Origin of the sequence: Pseudoalteromonas sp. A25, from assembly GCF_009176705.1 — a bacterium.
Taxonomy (GTDB): domain Bacteria; phylum Pseudomonadota; class Gammaproteobacteria; order Enterobacterales; family Alteromonadaceae; genus Pseudoalteromonas.
The window spans coordinates 2,830,088-2,849,566 of sequence record NZ_AP021846.1; the positions used below are offsets into that span (position 1 = coordinate 2,830,088).

General features: G+C 42.3%; 19 protein-coding genes. 5 read left to right on the top strand and 14 right to left on the bottom strand.

Features of this window, described 5'->3' with window-relative positions; all coding sequences use genetic code 11:
• Positions 1 to 59: 59 nt before the first annotated feature.
• Complete coding sequence (locus tag GDK41_RS12140; RefSeq protein WP_172971611.1) at positions 60 to 1,814, top strand: winged helix-turn-helix domain-containing protein; 1,755 nt, start codon at positions 60 to 62, stop codon at positions 1,812 to 1,814.
• Between the two features lie 499 nt (positions 1,815 to 2,313).
• On the opposite strand, the gene GDK41_RS12145 is transcribed toward GDK41_RS12140, so the two are convergent.
• The 14 genes from GDK41_RS12145 to hemA form a co-directional block, all read right to left on the bottom strand.
• Positions 2,314 to 3,915, bottom strand: coding sequence for a formylglycine-generating enzyme family protein (locus GDK41_RS12145; RefSeq protein WP_152086652.1), 1,602 nt, complete (start codon positions 3,913 to 3,915; stop codon positions 2,314 to 2,316).
• 195 nt (positions 3,916 to 4,110) lie between these two features.
• A complete protein-coding gene (locus GDK41_RS12150) occupies positions 4,111 to 4,476 on the bottom strand; it encodes a cupin domain-containing protein (RefSeq protein ID WP_152086653.1) in 366 nt (121 codons plus the stop codon).
• 338 nt (positions 4,477 to 4,814) lie between these two features.
• Complete coding sequence (gene rlmM, locus GDK41_RS12155; RefSeq protein WP_152086654.1) at positions 4,815 to 5,900, bottom strand: 23S rRNA (cytidine(2498)-2'-O)-methyltransferase RlmM; 1,086 nt, start codon at positions 5,898 to 5,900, stop codon at positions 4,815 to 4,817.
• A 12-nt stretch (positions 5,901 to 5,912) separates the two neighbouring features.
• Positions 5,913 to 6,281, bottom strand: a complete 369-nt coding sequence (locus tag GDK41_RS12160) for a DUF423 domain-containing protein (protein WP_152086655.1) — start codon at positions 6,279 to 6,281, stop codon at positions 5,913 to 5,915.
• Entirely contained in the window at positions 6,274 to 6,903 is a 630-nt protein-coding gene (locus GDK41_RS12165) for an alpha/beta fold hydrolase (protein ID WP_152086656.1), read from the bottom strand. The genes GDK41_RS12160 and GDK41_RS12165 overlap by 8 nt, the downstream gene beginning before the upstream one ends.
• Positions 6,903 to 7,796, bottom strand: coding sequence for a transcriptional regulator GcvA (locus GDK41_RS12170; RefSeq protein WP_152086657.1), 894 nt, complete (start codon positions 7,794 to 7,796; stop codon positions 6,903 to 6,905). The genes GDK41_RS12165 and GDK41_RS12170 overlap by 1 nt, the downstream gene beginning before the upstream one ends.
• A gap of 56 nt (positions 7,797 to 7,852) precedes the next feature.
• Positions 7,853 to 8,707 (bottom strand): 3-deoxy-8-phosphooctulonate synthase, encoded by an 855-nt coding sequence (kdsA, locus tag GDK41_RS12175; RefSeq protein ID WP_152086658.1) that lies wholly within the window; start codon positions 8,705 to 8,707, stop codon positions 7,853 to 7,855.
• A gap of 12 nt (positions 8,708 to 8,719) precedes the next feature.
• Positions 8,720 to 9,970 carry a DUF819 family protein gene (locus GDK41_RS12180; RefSeq protein ID WP_152086659.1) on the bottom strand — a complete coding sequence of 417 codons (1,251 nt, stop codon included), beginning with the start codon at positions 9,968 to 9,970 and terminating at the stop codon, positions 8,720 to 8,722.
• Positions 9,971 to 9,993: 23 nt separating this feature from the next.
• Positions 9,994 to 10,797: a tetratricopeptide repeat protein gene (locus GDK41_RS12185; RefSeq protein WP_152086660.1), complete on the bottom strand. Its 804-nt coding sequence runs from the start codon at positions 10,795 to 10,797 to the stop codon at positions 9,994 to 9,996.
• Between the two features lie 174 nt (positions 10,798 to 10,971).
• Positions 10,972 to 11,346, bottom strand: a complete 375-nt coding sequence (locus GDK41_RS12190) for a SirB2 family protein (RefSeq protein ID WP_152086661.1) — start codon at positions 11,344 to 11,346, stop codon at positions 10,972 to 10,974.
• 12 nt (positions 11,347 to 11,358) lie between these two features.
• Complete coding sequence (locus GDK41_RS12195) at positions 11,359 to 12,906, bottom strand: response regulator (protein WP_152086662.1); 1,548 nt, start codon at positions 12,904 to 12,906, stop codon at positions 11,359 to 11,361.
• A gap of 34 nt (positions 12,907 to 12,940) precedes the next feature.
• A complete protein-coding gene (gene prmC, locus GDK41_RS12200; RefSeq protein WP_152086663.1) occupies positions 12,941 to 13,795 on the bottom strand; it encodes a peptide chain release factor N(5)-glutamine methyltransferase in 855 nt (284 codons plus the stop codon).
• 2 nt (positions 13,796 to 13,797) lie between these two features.
• Positions 13,798 to 14,883, bottom strand: coding sequence for a peptide chain release factor 1 (gene prfA, locus GDK41_RS12205; protein ID WP_152086664.1), 1,086 nt, complete (start codon positions 14,881 to 14,883; stop codon positions 13,798 to 13,800).
• 7 nt (positions 14,884 to 14,890) lie between these two features.
• On the bottom strand, positions 14,891 to 16,147 hold the full coding sequence (gene hemA / locus GDK41_RS12210; protein WP_152086665.1) for a glutamyl-tRNA reductase: 1,257 nt from the start codon (positions 16,145 to 16,147) through the stop codon (positions 14,891 to 14,893).
• An 83-nt stretch (positions 16,148 to 16,230) separates the two neighbouring features.
• Here hemA and lolB point away from each other — a divergent pair, with 83 nt between their 5' ends.
• The 4 genes from lolB (at position 16,231) to GDK41_RS12230 (ending at position 19,477) form a co-directional block, all read left to right on the top strand.
• Positions 16,231 to 16,815 (top strand): lipoprotein insertase outer membrane protein LolB, encoded by a 585-nt coding sequence (gene lolB / locus GDK41_RS12215; RefSeq protein ID WP_232056457.1) that lies wholly within the window; start codon positions 16,231 to 16,233, stop codon positions 16,813 to 16,815.
• A gap of 1 nt (position 16,816) precedes the next feature.
• A complete protein-coding gene (ispE, locus tag GDK41_RS12220) occupies positions 16,817 to 17,665 on the top strand; it encodes a 4-(cytidine 5'-diphospho)-2-C-methyl-D-erythritol kinase (protein WP_152086667.1) in 849 nt (282 codons plus the stop codon).
• 80 nt (positions 17,666 to 17,745) lie between these two features.
• Positions 17,746 to 18,693, top strand: coding sequence for a ribose-phosphate pyrophosphokinase (locus GDK41_RS12225; RefSeq protein WP_152086668.1), 948 nt, complete (start codon positions 17,746 to 17,748; stop codon positions 18,691 to 18,693).
• Positions 18,694 to 18,859: 166 nt separating this feature from the next.
• Positions 18,860 to 19,477, top strand: a complete 618-nt coding sequence (locus GDK41_RS12230; protein ID WP_152086669.1) for a 50S ribosomal protein L25/general stress protein Ctc — start codon at positions 18,860 to 18,862, stop codon at positions 19,475 to 19,477.
• Positions 19,478 to 19,479: the final 2 nt, after the last annotated feature.

Genomic DNA, 19,479 nt, shown 5'->3' on the forward strand with positions numbered 1-19,479 from the left:
TTTACCTTCTTTCAAGAATGTTTAATAATAACAATCCCCAAAATAGTAAGTTTGAGTGCATGCTTGTAACGTTTGACAAATTTCAGTTAGATACAAAAAATGGCTTATTGATGCACAAAGGTCAGGAAGTCGTACTCAAACCTAAGCAACGTGCTCTTTTATTATTTTTTGTTGATAATCCTGATGTGGTATTAAGTAAAGATCAGATCCTCGATGCAGTCTGGCAGCAAAGAGTGGTCTCTGAACAAGTCGTGTTCCAAACCGTTAGTCAATTGAGAGCAATCGTTGGTGAGCGAGCGATTCAAACCTACGCCCGACAGGGATATAAATGGACATATGCAATTAACCACAGCGCCCCTCAATCTTCAGAGCTGGCAGCTATCGCTGAGCAAAAATCAAACAAGCCCATTGCTTACGCGGTATGTGTGTTGGCATTCATAGTTATCGCTATGGGTTACACATTATTAGACAGCAAGCCCACTCATAAAACCCAAATATTTTTCTTGCCCAATAAAAACAAGCAAACAGTTCCACTCATTACCTCAAGCAAGCTGTTTGCTTTACAAGCGCTGGAAGTAGATGAAGGTAGTCAAATAGATCCTTTAAATGCACCTAAATTGGCCTTTGATGAGTTGCAACTTACTAAAACCAGTTGGCTTATTGGCACACGTATATTCGAGGTATCTAACGGGACATACTTAGAATTTAAACTACAAAACCATCAAACGCAGTGGCACGACTATGTATTTTCAGACAACAAGACTGAGCTCGCTAAAGAGCTCCATCAGCGCTTAGCCAAGCTTGCTAAATTGGGGCTGTTTGAGGCCCAAAAACAGCCAAAACTTTGGCTAGACACGCTTGAGCAAAAGAAAAATCAAACGCTCAGCACCTTATTCTTTTTAGCCAAGCACTATCAAACGTCTGGCCATATCGATGTTGCCTTAGCTTATTTGGATGATATTGCAGAGTTTGAACAGCGCGCAGAAACATTGCCGATCCGTACCGAAGCCGCGTTACTTAAAGCCTCAATTTACAAGCAAAATGGACAGTTTACGCTTGCGAAAAGTACTCTAGACCATGCTGAGCAAGACCTTAAAGAGCAAATCTGGCCACTGCAGTTTGCACTGATAAAAAAACGCGCATTCTTAGCTTACGCAATGCGAGACCAAGAACAAGTTAGAGCGCAACTTGAACGCGGTACGCAATTGGCACAACACAATATTGATGCGATGGGCCGCTTTCAATTGCATATTCTAGATTCAATTTTATCCGCAAAATTAGATTTATCTGATCGCAAGTACATACAACTTAATGAAGCGCACCAGTTAATTACCGAAGAAAACCTACACCCTGCTAATCTCGCATTTGTATATTTTCATTATGCATTGTTTGCCAATGAAACCAATATACGTAGTAAATACCTAACTAAAATACTCGAATTACCTCGCAGCCAAACAAACTTTTGGGTTATAGATGATGCTTTTGAACGACTCTTTGATTTGTATATAGAGCATAAACACTTTGCCCAAGCAGATGCCTTACTATCACAAAACATCAATCATACGATTAACAGTAACCTGCTACGAGCAAAACTGCTCCTTGCAAAACAACATACGTCACAAGCTATTAGTCTATTAGAAGAGGCCTATCAGCAATCTCAAAAGGCCTTCGATAAAAATGACAGCATTAGCGCTGCACGAGCTTTATATCTGAATTTGGATGAGCAGAGTAATAAACGGCAAATTTATTACGACTATTTACTCCGTAACGGTGAGCAAAATTGGCTGCTAGGCAACAGCAGTGAAAAAGGCTAAAAATACATTTTTGGCCGGTCTTTTTGCACAAATTATTTTACAACCAAAAACGAAGAACCCACTGGATGACGCTGCGAAGTCAAAATATTTGGGTACAGTCAGAGCTCACAAAAGTCCACCCCGCCTTCGAGTTCAAACAGAGATTAACGGCTTATACCAATTGCATTAAATTGGTGATCAGATATTGCGACAGATAAATGGCTTAGTAACAAGGTAAATATTTAGCTATGTAGTTATTCTACATGAGAAATATTTAACGCAGTTAATGATTTATTTAGCTCGCTAGAATGATCAATGTATTAATAAAATTGGTATTATATACCTCTGTGAATAAGGCGCTGACTTTAACAACGTTGCAAACTTAACACCTAAACCAACGAGTAATAAATTCAGCACCACCTTTACACCTGAGGGTGGTGCTGCATTTAGAGTAAGCTATTTTGTTAGCACTAAACCAAGGCTATCTGTACGAACATAACTGACTCAAATAAGACATTAATTATTTTAACTCTAGCCAATCTAGCTCAAACCAAAGCGAATTGCCCATGCGCACCTCTAGCGGAGCGTCACTAGCTATAAGCTGTGCATCGCCAGAATGAATAGTAAACTTATCCCCTTTTGCAAACTCATAACGGCCAACTAAGTGATTACCCTGCCAAAGTTCAAATTGACCCCCTTGCTCCGCGCGAGCTCTAAATTTCAGCTTGGCTTGTTGTGCTTTTTTAACATCAAATGCGAGTCTAACCCAAGCCGGTTTGTGCGGCAGGGTGCCAGTAGGGAAATGATCTGGGTTGTCATTAAACCCAACCACAGTGGCTGCATCACGTTGACGCACCCAGTGGTAACGTCCAGCGAAAAAATGCTCAACCTCGATACGTTCGTTAACCGAAAACTGCCATGGTTTACCATATGTAACTATTTTACTGCCTAAACCTTCGCCTATTTCATTATATGAAAACACCTGATAGCGAGCGAAAGACTTATTAGGTAGAGTACTATCAACAAACTCAGCATCGGTAATACCATCTACCAGCTTTACAAATCCCTTCGCTTCACCCGTGTTAAAGTCGCTCAATGATCGATAAATCGCATATTTAACCCCTTTGCCTTTAATGTCTAACCAATTAAGTTTTATCTGGTTATTCTCTAAAACACTTAACTGAACGCCCTCTGGCGTTGCAGGGATTGTTCTCATTTTTGCGTGTTTATCTTGCTCAGCTATTTGGGCCGCTTTTAATCTTGCAGCAAACGCTTTTGTTGCCGCAGTCATCGTGTCGGCGTTGTCTGACTCAAGTACTAGGCGAAACCCCTCTATACTGCCTTGAAAGTCGGCGTCCATCCAATCAAGCGTCTGTACTCCTCTTGGCTGCCAGTGCCAAGCCTCACCAACAACGACATATTGCTCACATATGCTAGGATCCTCCTTGCTACTAACTCGACATGTTCGAGTTAACTCTCTGGTATTTCCCATCATATCGTACAGCCCAAATTGATTCGGTCGATACATGCCCACAACCGTGTGGTAAATCGCACCATCATTACAGTTAGCACTGTGTCTATAGCGTATTTGATGATGCTTTTTCATCCCCGCTATATTGGCAATATCTTCCGTGTTTTCATATTCGCAAATCTGTGTTTGGTCGAAATCATCGGCAAATGCCATGCGCCCTGTTTGACCAGCTAACGCTCCATAGCGCCATTGCTCTTCGCTCGGTAGTTGATAGTTTTTCCCCGTTTTCTCAGATAACCATTTTGTATAATCTAACGCGCCCTGCATACCCGTGCATACAACAGGGAGATAAATGTTATTCACATAATCAGGCAGGTCCCAACGACCGGGCTTTTCTGGGTCGGGTAAGAGCTCATCTGTAAAGGCTAAGCATGTTTCGGGCAGCTGATAACCAGTATCACGCACAAACTGGCTAAACTGTGCAACCGTGATCTCATATTTACTCATATAAAAGCTAGGTAAAGACGCATCTTCATTTGCGGGTATACGCTCTAAAATAGGCTCTATTACAGCGTTATTTGATGCACAGGCGATACCGCTTACTAAAACATGGCTTGCTAACAATAAGCAATAAGGAAAGGGTGTTTTCATTTTTGGCTCCTATATAATTTAGGAGCACCTTAAAAAAAAAAGCGAAGTACCGTCTTATCTTACTTCTATCATTTAATTTAAAATAAAAGTTAGCCTATTTATCAAAAGATTACATGATTTTCTATTCTTTTATCAAATCGCTTCTACGCGACTAAATACTTGCAAAAACTAAAGCCAATCCATAATCGCTTGCTGCTATATCCATTGTTGCTGTTCGGTAGCAACCGTTAACTCACTTTCAACGCTGCCAGTGTGAGCTGTTGAAGCAGGTTCAACCATCAAAAAGTGCGTATCAGGTATTGCCTTTGGGCAATGCTCAACGCCTTTAGGTACAACATACATTTCACCTGGATTTAAGACGATATCTCCCTCTTTCATCTGTAACGTTAATTGGCCCTTAAACACAATGAATAGCTCATCTTCATTATCGTGCTTGTGCCATACTAATTCCCCGTCTCCTTTGGCTATTTTAACGAGTTGATTATTAGACTCAGCTATGATTTTTGGTGTCCAATGCTCTGAAAATTTTGAGAACTTTTCCGCTAGGTTGATTTTTGACATTGATGCCTTCTTTTTATACCAATTGCATTAAATTGGTGATCAGATATTGCGACAGATAAATGGCTTAGTAACAAGACAAATATTTCGCTATGTAGTTATTCTACATGAGAAATATTTAACGCAGTTAATGAGTTATTTAGCTCGCTAGAATGATCAATGTATTAATAAAATTGGTATTATAGTTGTTACTTTTTTCCATACTCCCACTACTGCTTTGTAAAGTAAATGGTTGCTAAAAAATGGGTACTCTGGTGGAGCGTAACGAAATCATCAAACAATGATAATAGAATAAATGAGGAGGGAGTAGCTCCTAAAAGTTATTTAGGAGCTACTGACAACTAGCTGTATAGTTTTTCTGGTACCTTTTTTACTTGAATATGTACTGTTACCTCTTCTCGGTCATGGTACAAGTGCTTAGCTTGAAGCGTATAGTCCACTTCATACTTGGCTAATTCTTCATGGACCAAAGTCAAACACTCATACACACTATCAAAGCGCTTTTTCATTGGTAACTTAAGATTAAAAATTAACTCTTTGGCAAAGGCATTTACTATCCAATCTAGCATTAAGTTGGTCACCTTTAATGGCTTCTCCACCATATCGCATACTAGCCAATCTATATTGCGCTTTTCAGGTAAATACTTAAAACCATCTTCTCGGTAGTGTTTAACTTGTCCAGATTCCATCAACATATCATTCATCGGACCATTATCAATCGCGGCTACAAACATACCACGACGCACCAACTGATAGGTCCAACCACCAGGACAAGCACCCAGATCAACAGAGCGCATCCCAGGCTGCACACGCTTTTCAACTTCCTCTTTGGGCACAAACACATTAAATGCTTCATCAAGTTTCAACGTCGAGCGGCTCGGCGCGTCTGATGGCATCTTTAAACGTGGGATCCCCATAAAAAATGGCGAGTTGTTATGGCTAAATGAAAACCCCACATAAGCCGTATTATTTGTTAAAAATAACACGTGGAGTACAGGTTTAAGCGGCTTGTGTTCTCGGGTTAGCTTGTTTTGCTTTTCTAAACTTTTAGCCAGTGGCGTTGAAAACTTTTTACAAAACTTAGACAGCTCTTTGCCCTCGTTAGTATCTGGTGTTTCAACACGTAAATCTCCACAAAGTGGAAAATCAGCTGCAGCGGCTTTTACTTCGCTCACCCTGTCTTCAATAGGCATGTCATTAAGTAAAACCCCAGAAAACCACTGTCTTGCAAATACAAGGCTTTTAAAGTCAACCTGCTTGATAAGCAATTGCGCATCATCTGGCGAGAAGCACTCGAACGTCACAAAACCGGTGTTTGGCTTTGCTTTTACATAACCCGCAACCCCTTGCAAGGCTGCATGATGATTGATCTCAGCAGCGGCATCATTTTCAAACCCGCTGCGGCAATAAATTACAACACTCGACATCTGTGCTCTCTTTTAAAAGGAATGCTTACTAATTTTAACGATTAAAACCACCCAAGCTGCAATAAAGCAAACGCCACCAATGGGCGTAATTGCTCCAAGCCATTTAATGCCCGTGATAGCCAGTAAGTACAAACTACCACTAAACAGCACAATACCCGCTATCAACAACCAACCTGAAATACTAACCTTAACACCCCATTTGAGTAACAACCCCACTGCAATTAATGCAAGGCCATGGCTCATTTGATAGTCGCTGGCTGTTTTAAAAACACCCAAAGCATACTCATCTAGATGCTGTTTTAGACCATGCGCGGCAAAAGCACCGAGTGCCACCGATAACATACAAAACAAACTCCCCACTAATAAAAACAGCTTAATCATGGCCGTGCTCCTGCATAAATTGCACGGCATGCTTTGCTGTATCTAACAAGTGCTGTTGTTCACTAAAGCCACTTTTTTTACGCGGTTTAAGGGAGTGATCACCATCAGCAAGCCAAATCATAGTCGGTGCTTTTTCAAATTGCATTTGCGAAATTTCAATTCGATTGCCAAAAGTATCACGCTCACCTTGAACAATTAAAAATGGGCAAGGGATCTGGCTAAAATGTTCAACTCTGAGCTTATCTGGCTTACCAGGCGGGTGAAATGGGTATCCCATCGCAATCACGCCTTTAATTGGCATCTCGCTTTGTGCTGCGAGCATCGAAGCCATTCTCCCACCCATTGATTTACCACCAATGAACAAAGGCAAATCACTTTGGGCTTGTTCAAGTATCTTGGTAAAATAAGCGAGCAGTTTAGGTGCTCTATCTGGTGGGCGGCGTTTATCTAACGCTTTGGCCTGCTGCATATACTCAAAATCAAACAACCCAACCGCAACACCTTGTTCACATAAATGCTGTGCCATAATTTGCATAAAATCAGAGTCACAGCCTGCGCCAGCGCCATGGGCAAAGATAAATTGCGCGATGGGTTTTGTTGGTTTAAACCATTGTATTGTCATTACAATTGCTCTTGTTCTACGAGACTAAGCATCCAATCTCTAAATGATACAATTTTGCCAAGCTCAGCTTGAGACTCCCTTAATACCAAGTAATACGCATTTTTACTCTCAAGCACATGATTAAAGGGGATAATTAAGCGCCCTGAGTCTAAGTCTGGCTTTGCCAACACACTGTTTCCCAGTGCTACCCCCTGACCATGCACAGCCGCTTGTAACACCATTGAAGAGTGGCTAAAGATAGGCCCTTGGTTCACTTGCACATTACGTACTCCAGCGGTTTTCATCCACGCCTTCCACGCCCGCCGTGTTGTGTCATGCAATAGGGTATGTTGTGCTAAGTCGCTTGGTTGATCTAACGGTTTTGGACCGTTGAGTAGTAATGGACTACATAAAGGCACTAAGTATTCAGTATGCAGTTTATGAGTTTGCACACCACTCCAATGCCCTCGGCCGTAGTAAATAGCCACATCAACATCATCAGTTAGCGAATTTTCATCATGATCTTGTGCTTTGATACGCACATCAATTTCAGGGTGTAGTTCGTTAAACAAGCTTAACCGAGGAACCAGCCATTGAATCGCAAAACTTGGCGTTAAGCTCACTGTGAGTGAACCTTTAGCGCCTCTTGCTAACAGTTTTTCTGTCGCATCAACCAATGAAGTGAATATCTCTTTAATATCTAAAAAGTATCCTTGTCCTTCTTCAGTCAACAACAATGAGCGGTTTTTACGTAAAAAAAGTTTTAAGCCCAAATGTTCTTCTAAGATCTTAATTTGGTGACTTACTGCAGCCTGTGTCACATAAAGTTCTTCAGCGGCTTTAGTAAAGCTAAGATGCCTTGCTGCTGCTTCAAAGGCTTTAAGTGCATTTAACGGAGGAAGTCGTCTAGACATGAATATGGGCCTTAAACATTATGCAAGCCCATTGCATCTTGGGCTTGCTGTATTGCTTACAGATCAGCCGCGCTGGTATCAAGCGCAGGAAAGCTCTTAACCAGTTCATCAACCGCTTTCATTTGCTGCAAATACCCTTCTAGTTTTGCCAATGGCAAAGCACAAGGGCCATCACATTTTGCTTCGTTTGGATTTGGATGCGCTTCAATAAACAACCCAGCTAATCCAAGAGCCATGCCGCTGCGCGCTAATTCAGCGGCTTGCGCACGACGGCCATCTGCTGAATCAGTGCGCCCTCCTGGGCGCTGTAGCGCATGTGTGGCATCAAAAATAACAGGGGCCATGTGTTTCATATCATCCATACCTAGCATATCAACTACTAAGTTATTGTAACCAAAGCTACTTCCGCGCTCACACAGGATGATTTGTTCGTTTCCAGCTTCATTGAGCTTTTTAATAATATGGCGCATTTCATGCGGTGCTAAAAACTGAGGCTTTTTCACATTGATCACAGCGCCCGTTTTGGCCATCGCCACAACCAAATCGGTTTGACGTGCCAAAAATGCAGGCAACTGAATAATATCTACAACTTCTGACACTGGTTGAGCTTGGTAAGGTTCATGCACATCGGTGATAAGTGGCACGTTAAAAGTGCTCTTAATTTCTTCAAAAATCTTAAGACCTTCATCCATACCTGGACCGCGATATGAATTAATAGAGGAGCGATTCGCTTTATCAAAAGAAGCCTTAAAAACATATGGGATATTAAGTTTGTTAGTCACTTCAACATAGTGTTCAGCAATACGCATCGCTAAATCACGAGACTCAAGCACATTCATGCCACCAAATAGGACAAACGGTTTGTCATTTGCGATCTCTATGTTAGCTAGGCTAATCGTTTGTGTGTTCATATTTTTCCCAATTTAACTGCCAATAATACGTAGCAACTGTCCACAGAGCCACGCCATATAAGTGCCTAATGCATACCCTAGCACCGCCAACAACACACCAACCGGTGCAAGTGCGGGGTGAAATGCGGAGGCCACAACCGGTGCAGATGCGGCACCACCTATATTCGCTTTACTGCCTACAGCAACATAAAACACTGGTGCTTTGATCAACTTAGCGACCAAGAACAGTAAACCAACATGAATGAGCATCCAAATGGCCCCAATGATCATATATTTTGGTGCTTCAATAATTTTGGCTATATCCATATGCAAGCCTATCGTGGCAATTAATACATATAAAAAGCTTGCCCCGATTTTTGAAGCCCCGACCGCTTCGAATTGCCTTGCCTTTGTAAAAGATAATCCCAGGCCAATGGTCGTAACCAACACAATAATCCAAAACAGTTTGCTATGCAGTGAAAACTTTTTCAGTTCAGGATAGTTTTCAACAAAAAATGGTACCAGTAAATCAGCAGAAAAATGCGCAAGCCCAGTGGCACCAAAAGCCAATGCCAGCATTATCATAAAGTCATGCAATTCAGGCTTGCGAGCATGCTGAGCTTCAAATTGCTGGACTTTATCAATAAGTCGGTCAATTGAACTTGTATCCGCACCGGTTTTAGCGTCTATCTCTTTATGACGTGCAGCTAGAAGCAACAACCCAGCCATCCACAAGTTAGCCACCACAATGTCAACGGTAACCATCACAGTAAAAATTTCACCGCCAGCACCATATATCTCCTTCATGGCTAGCATATTCGCACCACCGCCAATCCAACTTCCCGCTAATGCCGCCATACCTCGCCAGAGCGCCTCTGGGCCCGCTACGCCTAGTAAGTCAGGCATCACAGTAGCCACTATCAGCAGTGCAATAGGGCCGCCAATCACAACCCCTATGGTGCCAGTCAAAAACATAATGATGGCTTTTTTCCCCAACCCCATAATGGCTTTAAGATCGATACTCAAGGTTAGTAGAACTAAACATGCTGGCAGCAAAAAGTACTTTGCAACGCTATACACTTCATTGTTACTACCATCAACAATACCAAAGGTGTTTAGCAAAGAAGGCAAGAAATAGCACATCAGCAATGCAGGTACATATTTGTAGAATTTGGCCCAAAAGCCTTGTTTTAGATTAGAGGTATAAAAAACAAAACCCAAAATGAGCGCAAGTAGGCCCAATATAACTGCATTATTGGTAATTAAAACTGACTCTTGTGGCATCGCCGTCCCCAGTATTTTTCTTATTAGTGGAGTATATTGTTATGATCGGCAAGTTCAGCAATTTGATGTTCAATGATCTCTATGGTGGGATCATCGGGGCACTCATCTACAAAATACTGTAAATCTGCTTTAGCCATTTTAGGGCAATTTAGTTGGTTAAGTAGGTATCCCCTATCTCGGCGTTCATAAGGATCATCACCGATTAAGTCCATCAGTAGTTCTACACAACTTAATGCATGGCTAAATTTGTCAACGGCAATAAAAGCCCATTTTTGTTGTGCCAAATAGAGTTTTACAGCTTCATCCCCCATCACCATCTCAATGGGTTCCTCTGGCTTTTCTTGCTCATTTTCCGGGGTGATATACCAAGTTTGCTGTCCACTGTTAGGGTCAATCAAGTAACCTTCATCATTACTAATTGCCACATGAACCATAACCTCACCTTGGCTTAAGGCCATATTTGCATTAAATTCGCCACGTTGTAGTAGATGACTTAAAATTATTGCTAATGCGGTCGGTGAACCTGAACGCATTTTTAACGTATAACAAACACTATTTAACAGGTACTCCGGAATATCCTGATCACTGCCACTAAATAGCCAGTGGGTATAAAAGGCATCTAAAAGATTGTCTAGTCGTTGGTGCAGCTGTGAGTGCTGATTGCAAAGCTGGTCCACCTGAAGTTCTAATTCTGCTAATTGACAATAGCTATCTTCCAATTTAGCTTGCGCATCCCAATGCAGCTCAGCTTCAATACACCTAAGCAGAGGGTCTTGAGGTATGTAATCTGCACTACCGCCTTGTTCTTCGAACCAGATATCAGTCATATATACCGCATTAACTCACATAATCTAATAAACGAACGACTAGTCTATCACTTTTTAGTAAAGACCCAAATAGCGAAGCTGCTCTAGGAGTCTGAATTCTTTAAACTCATAGGCCATAAAAGAAGAAAATAACGAAGCGTATGGCAGGCCATACGCTCATGGTTGAAATACCGTTTACATAATAAGCGCCGATTTAGAGCCTGCTAAATAGCCGATACCGAGCAAAGAAAGCGTTGCGAATATCAAAGCTGACAGTTGAAGTGAACGCGTTTTAGCCTTAGCACTAATCACTCCCAGAGCAATATATGCCAACACCAGTAGTATTTTTTCTAATAACCATGGCTGCCCTAGGGGGTTAATGCTCCCCATAATAAGCAAACTAATCGCAGACACAAGTAACAGCGTGTCGATACCATGACTGGCAATGAATACGCCCTTATTAGCGGCAATTTTTCCTGACGCTAAACGAGAAACCGAGCGAGTATAAAACAATATAATACTCAAAACGGCAAATAATACATGGGTGTGCTTAAGTGCAATATAATCCATAATGTCTCTTTGTTATTGTTTATCTGGGTAACGAACCAAAATGCCTTCGATATCATCAATGTATTCATTAAGTATATCTACAAGTTTGGGATCAAAGTGTTTACCTTTTTGTTTATTGATTTCTTCTAATGCTTGCTCTTGTGTCCAAGGAGCCTTGTAACAGCGCTTGTGTCTGAGCGCATCATACACATCAGCTAATGCCACAATACGACCAAATATATGAATTTCTTCGCCTTTTTTGCCATCCGGGTACCCCGAACCATCCCACTTTTCATGATGTTCTTTGGCGATAATCGCACCAGCATTAACAATTTCGCGCCTTGAGTCTTGCAAAATCTTATAGCCCTTTAAAGTGTGAGACTTCATCACATCCCACTCTTTATCATCTAACTTGCCAGGTTTATTTAAAATGGCATCAGGTATACCCACCTTACCTACATCATGAAGTGGTGATGCCATTCTCAGAAGCTCGACATCATGATGACTCAGCTTACAGTGTGTAGCAAACAGCTCACACATATACGCAACCCGCTTTACATGATTGCCTGTTTCAGTGGAGCGTTGTTCAAGTGCTTCGCTCAAACGATATACTAACTCTTGCTGTGTGCTTTCAATTTCTGCTTGTAATTGAACATTTTCATAAGCAAGTTGCACATTTTGAGAGAATATTTTTATCAGGTGTTTTTGCGTGTCTGTTAAATACTCCGGAATACCAGAAACAAACAACATTGAGCTATGGTTGTATTCACTCGAACAATAGGCGAACAAGTAATTATCTTTATAAACTATGCCTTTATCACTCAATGCTTGGTTACACGCATCTAACTGCTCGGGGGTCAAAACTTCATTAATGGGCTTACCTTCGCAGCGTTCAAACTCACCTCTTCCCGTAAAAACAACGAGCTGACCGCTGGACTTGCTGCTTTGATTACTCGCCACTAAAGACGTCGCATACATCGCCTCGTCAACCGTACCGAGTAGGGAGGTTAATTGTTGCATAACCCCTTGTATAAAATGCTCTATGGAGTGCGTGGCAAAAATATCTCTAGAGGCACAAATGATTTTTTCTAAGCCCTGACGAGATTGTTCAATCGCTAATATATCTCTGTAAGAACGCAGGCTCGACATAACCACAGTGAATAATTTTTGAGCCGTCAATTCTGTTTTTGATTTGTAGTCATTAATATCATAGTTAACAATAACTTGACGCTCTGGCGCTTGGCCGGGCTGACCGGTTCGTAAAATTATGCGTATATGGCTATTTTTTGCCTCTTCGCGAATAAACTTCGCAACTTGTAAACCTGCATCATCTGTTTCCATAACCACGTCAAGTAACACAATTGCAGCATCAGGGTGGTCGATTATAACTTTGCGAGCTTCCTCTCCAGAGTATGCACTTAAAAACTCTAATCGCTTTTTTTGAAATTCAAAATCACTGAGCGCGAGCTTGGTGACAGCGTGTACTTCAGGTTCATCATCAACAATAATGACCTTCCACTTACCACTGTTTTCCGGCTCTATGACTTCGTTAGGTTCATCAGAAAACAAAAAATCATCCATATAGGGATCCTTTAAGTGCACATCTACATAGTTATTATCGGGACTCCCCTAGCCATTGCGCTAGAGTGACACGATCACAGCCTGCCATATCTTTAATTGTAAGTATATTGATATACGCCATTTGTGCAAAATACTGCTGCAATTTAGTAGCTTGTCTATAACCATGTTCAATGAGCAAATAGCCCCCCGGGTTGAGGTGCTGCGTGCCTTGAGCAATGATCACTTTAATATCTGCCATTCCCTCATCATCAGCAACTAATGCACTTAGCGGCTCAAACCTGACGTCTCCTTGTGACAGATGATGATCGTCATACTCTATATACGGTGGGTTGCTCACAATAAGATCAAATTTACTGTTATCAATTGCTTGATACCAGTCGCTTTGTTCAATGTGAACATTTTCAAAACCAAGCTTTTGTTGATTTCGTTTCGCAAGCGCGACTGCCTCTGCAGAATAGTCCAATGCGGTTACCTGCCAATGCGGCTTTTCTGATGCTAATGCTAGCGCTATCGCGCCTGTGCCAGTGCCAAGGTCGAGTACTTTTGCGTGTTCAGGTAGAGCCAAATTTAGTGCATATTCAACCAATGTTTCGGTGTCTGGACGCGGAATAAGCGTGCTGGGGTTGACCTCTAAAGGCAAACTCCAAAACTCTCGTTCTCCTATAATGTGCGCAATAGGCTCACCTGTTTGCCGCCTTGCAACTAGTTCACTAAATTGCGTCTGCTGCGTGTCAGTAAGCTCGCCATCAGGCCAAGCAAATAAGTAGCTTTTTGGTTTATCAATAACATGTAGAAGCAAAACCTCACTATCCAGTTTTGCGCTATCTGAGGTGTCTTTTAGGAGCTGAGAAGCCCAAGCGACTGCTTGGGCAACAGTTTGTGTGGTCACGATTATTCGTCACCCATCGCTGCAAGTAAGTCTGCTTGGTGTTCAAGTAGAAGTGGGTCGATGATAGCCCCTAAATCACCCGCTACGACTTCGTTTAGTCGGTATAAAGTTAAGTTTATGCGGTGGTCGGTAATACGACCTTGCGGATAGTTATAAGTACGGATACGCTCCGAACGGTCGCCACTACCTACCAAGTTACGACGCTCAGACGCCTCAGCAGCTTGACGCTTTTCATCTTCCGCCTGTTGTAACCGAGCACCAAGGACCGACAGTGCTTTAGCGCGGTTTTTGTGCTGCGAACGCTCATCTTGACACTCCACAACAACACCCGTTGGTAAGTGAGTAATACGAATTGCTGAATCTGTTTTGTTTACGTGCTGACCACCGGCACCTGAAGCTCTAAAAGTATCTATTTTTAAATCAGCAGCATTAATCTGAATAGCTTCCGCTTCTGGGATCTCAGCCATTACAGCTACGGTACATGCTGAAGTATGAACACGGCCTTGCGATTCCGTCTCTGGGACACGCTGTACACGGTGTGCGCCTGACTCAAACTTCAACTTACCATAAACGCCATCACCACTGATATTAGCTATGATCTCTTTGTAACCGCCATGTTCACCTTCATTGGCACTCACCACTTCCACTTTCCACTTTTGTGTCTCGGCATAACGGCTATACATACGGAATAAATCACCCGCAAAAATTGCAGCTTCGTCACCACCTGTACCTGCACGTACTTCAAGGAATACATTGTTGTCATCCTTGGGATCTTTAGGCAACATGAGTACTTGCAAGTCATCTTCTAACTGCGCAATGGCGGCTTTCGCTTCTTTATATTCTTCTTGGGCCATTTCACGCATATCTGGATCGGAGTCTTTTAGCATCTCTTCAGATGTTGCTACATCTTCTTGCGCTTGCTGATAGGCTGCGAACGCTTTTACAACATCCTCAAGTTCCGAATACTCTTTTGACAAAGTACGAAAGCGATTTTGATCCCCTATAACTTCTGGGTCACTTAGCATCGCTTGCACTTCTTCATAGCGCTCAGCTAAGGTCTCTAACTTACGATATACAGACTCTTTCATTAACGTATTATTCCTGCTCAATTCCTAATGTTTGTTTAAGTTGTGCCAACTGCTCATAATCACCCAGTTTAGCAGCTTCCTGGATCGCTTTTGTGGGGGCATGAGTTAATCTATTGGTTAGTTTGTTGGCCAACTCTAGCAACACCTTTTCTGAAGGCTTGCCTGATTCTAGTTGGCTGAGTGCTTTTTCAACCAACTCTGTTTTCATTTGCTGGGCACTATCTCTGTATTGAACAATGACATCCACAGACTTTAACGAGCGTTGCCATTGGGCAAATTCGCGTGTTTTTTCTTCAATAATAGCTTGCGCTTGACGAGCTGCTTGCTCTCGGCTGGCCATATTTTCGCTGACAATGGCCTGTAAGTCATCTACTGAATACAGGTAAGCCGCGTCTAAATCTCCCACTTGGCTCTCAATATCACGAGGTACTGCAATATCAACAAATAGCATTGGCTTATAGCGACGCTGTTTTAGCGCTTGCTCAACAACACCTTTACCGATAATTGGCAAAGTGCTCGCAGTTGAAGAGATAACAATATCTGCATTATGCAGCTCTTGAGGTAATTGCGCCAAAGATATCACGTGCCCTTGCACTTCATTTGCTAAGCCTTGAGCACGTTCTATGGTTCTGTTTGCCACGGTGATAGATTTAGGGTGATGCTGATATAAATGTCTTGCTACTAACTCTATCGTTTCGCCCGCACCTATCAGCAACACTCTCGTTTTATCTAGTTGCCCATAAATATGTTTTGCTAAATTCACAGCCGCATATGCCACAGATACCGCGCTGGCACCGATCTCAGTCTCGGTACGCACTTGTTTGGCAACCGAGAATGTTTTTTGAAACAACCGCTCAAAGGTTGGCTTGATACCATTGTGCTGCTTGGCACTGTTATAGGCTTGCTTTATTTGGCCTAAAATTTGCGGCTCACCTAAAACCAACGAATCGAGCCCACATGCAACTCGCATTAAATGATTAATCGCATCTTGATTGTGATGCACGTAAACATTCTCGCTCAGTTGTGATTCATCGATATTATGAAAGCATGCTAGCCATTGAAGAAGCACTTGGGAATTCTCGCTCTCAAGGCTACAATAGATTTCGGTACGGTTACAGGTTGAGACAATAACAGACTCTTTAAATTGACCATGTTGAGCCAACTGAGTAAGAGCTAGAGATAGTTGCTCAGGGGAAAAAGCGACTTTTTCGCGTAATTCTACCGATGCCGTTTTATGATTTATACCTAGTGCTATGATGGTCATAGATGCCAGAATTGCCCGAGCCCTGTTTTAAAGCTGGCAATTTTACCAAAAATCAATCGAATATGGAAAGTAAGGAACATCATTTGACACGATTTCATTTGATTTTGCTCATGTTTTTTTTATTTATCAGTGGATGTGCGCAAAAAATCTCCCCCCCAAAACAGCAAATGCGTGATTGGAAAGTCTCATTGCAGTCTCAATCCGCCTGGCAAGCAAGCGGAAAATTAGCTTTTATCAGCGATACAGATCGCCAATCAGCTAACTTTAACTGGCACTACGAAAATGGCAAACAACATCTCATATTAACTAGCTTTATTGGTACACGTATTTTATCACTCAAAGAACTGGCTCAACACAGTGAGCTGCAATACGACGGCAATACCTATTTTGACACCAACAGCCAACAATTAGTTAAACGCCTTAGTGGCTTAGATTTACCCGTAGCGCAAGCGCCTGCTTGGCTTACCGGTACTGTTGATAACCCAACAAATCAATATGATGATCAAGCGCGGCTCACTTCAAGTGTTTGGACAGATGAAAACGGTCAACTTTGGCAAGCTCAATATCAACAGTTTAACCTCATAGAGGGCATGTGGCTCCCTACACGCATGAACCTCTCACATAATAAACTACGCATTAAGATCCAGCTTAATTCATGGCAATTTTAGTATGACTGCATTAACTTTAATGGCACCAGCCAAACTTAACTTATTTTTACACATCAATGCTCAGCGTGACGATGGTTATCACGAATTAGAAACTTTATTTACTTTTTTAGATTTTGGCGATGAACTCACCTTTGCTCTTTCCAATGAGCCTGAGATTTTAGTGAAAGGTGATACAGCTGACATCCCATTGGAAGATAATTTAATTTATAAAGCAGCCATGGCGCTACAACCGTTCAAGCAAGTAGAGCAAGGTATTTGTATTGAATTATCTAAAAAGTTACCTATGGGTGGCGGTGTTGGCGGTGGCTCATCAGATGCAGCCACAACATTATTAGCAATTAATCAATTATGGAAATGTAATTTAAGTAACGAAAAGTTGGCAGAATTAGGCCTTGAATTAGGCGCTGATGTACCCGTGTTTGTTAATGGTAAAACGGCGCTCGCACAAGGCGTAGGCGAACAGCTAACCCCCGTGACCCTGCCCCAGCGCTGGTTTTGTGTGGTTTTCCCCAATGTCCATGTTAGTACCGCAAAGGTGTTTACTCACCCCAATTTGCCAAGAGATACCAACAAGCTTTCACAGCATTGGGAACTGTCAAATACCCGTAATGATTGTGAGGCTTTGGTTAAAAAGCTATACCCCGAGGTTGAAAAGACCCTAGTGTGGTTGCTAAAATATGGCCCGTCTCGTATGACAGGAACCGGAGCGTGTTGTTTTGTTGAACTCGATTCAATGGATGCAGCACAGCGTGTGCTCAGTTCATTACCGTCATACTGGCAGGGTTTTATAGCCCAGAGCACCAATATATCAACTGCCCACGTGCAACTTGATAATTGGCTCAAAATGTAGAAGTAAATTGTTTAAGTTAGCCTGTTTTGACTCTGTCATTGCATGTTAGTCCAAAAATTCAGTGCCTGAGGAACCCTACCGTGCCTGACATGAAGCTCTTCGCTGGTAACGCAACACCTGAGTTAGCTCAAAAAGTTGCAAAACGTTTATTCATTGAATTAGGTGATGCTGTAGTTGGTCGTTTTAGTGACGGCGAAATCAGCGTTCAAATCAATGAGAACGTACGCGGATCGGATGTTTTCATTATCCAGTCAACTTGTGCCCCTACAAACGATAACCTAATGGAGCTTATCGTGATGGTCGACGCGCTGCGTCGTGCATCTGCGGGTCGTATTACTGCTGTAATCCCTTATTTTGGTTATGCTCGTCAAGACCGTCGTGTACGTTCTGCCCGTGTACCAATTACCGCTAAGGTTGTTGCTGACTTCCTATCTAGCGTTGGTGTTGACCGTGTATTAACGGTTGATCTTCACGCAGAACAAATCCAAGGATTTTTTGACGTTCCTGTTGATAACGTATTTGGTAGCCCAGTGCTATTAGATGATATGCAAGAGCGTGAATTTGAAGATGTTGTCGTTGTTTCACCTGATATCGGTGGTGTAGTGCGAGCAAGAGCAATTGCAAAACTACTCAACGATACTGATTTAGCTATCATCGACAAGCGTCGTCCTCAAGCCAACGTATCACAAGTAATGCATATTATTGGTGACGTTGCCGGTCGTGACTGCATCATTGTTGACGATATGATTGATACTGGTGGTACGCTTTGTAAGGCAGCTGAAGCGCTAAAAGAGCATGGAGCAAAACGCGTTTTTGCCTATGCAACTCACCCAGTACTTTCTGGTGCAGCAGCTGACAACTTGCGCAACTCTGTGATTGACGAAGTAATTGTAACTGACTCAATTCCACTTTCAGACGAACTTCGAGCTTTAGATAACATTAAAGTCCTTACGCTTGCTGATATGCTTGCAGAAACAATTCGTCGTATTAGTAATGAAGAGTCAATCTCTGCGATGTTCCAGCACTAATTTGCTGTAGTTACAATGATGTAATTAAGTGAAAAGCACCTCAGGGTGCTTTTTTTGTGCTTCTATGTTTTATTTATCGACCAGCAATGGTATAGTAGCGCGCCTTTTTAGGTAGGGTGTTTGGTCGCGAGCACCTTAAACATTAATTAAAAAACTTGGAGACATTATGTCTAACGAATTATATACATTGAATGCCGAAGTACGTGCTGACTTAGGTACTGGTGCGAGCCGCCGCCTACGTCGTGCAGACAAGGTGCCAGCAATCCTTTACGGTGCTGAGAAAGACGCAGTTGCGCTTACTCTTGACCACAACAAAGTATTAAAAGCGCAAGAAGATGAAGGTTTCTACAGCCACATCCTTACGCTAAACATTGCTGGTGAGTCTGTTGAAGCAATTCTTAAAGACATTCAACGTCACCCGTACAAGCCTAAGATCACTCACTTAGACTTCCAACGTGTTGATGCTAACCACAAGATCCACACTAAAGTACCTGTACACTTCTTAAACGAAGAAAAAGCAACTAAAGGCGGTAACACTGTTGCTCACCTAGTTACAGAAATCGATGTAACTTGTTTACCAGCAGCACTTCCTGAGTTCATCGAAGTAGACGTAGCCGCTCTTGAAGTTGGTGCAACTTTACACCTTTCTGATATTAAACTTCCAGCAGGTGTTACTTCAGTTGAGCTTGCTAAAGGCGAAGGTCATGACCAAGCGGTTGTTACACTAAACGCGCCTAAAGGCTCTTCTGCATCTGAAGAAGAAGCTGAAGACGCAGCAGAATAATT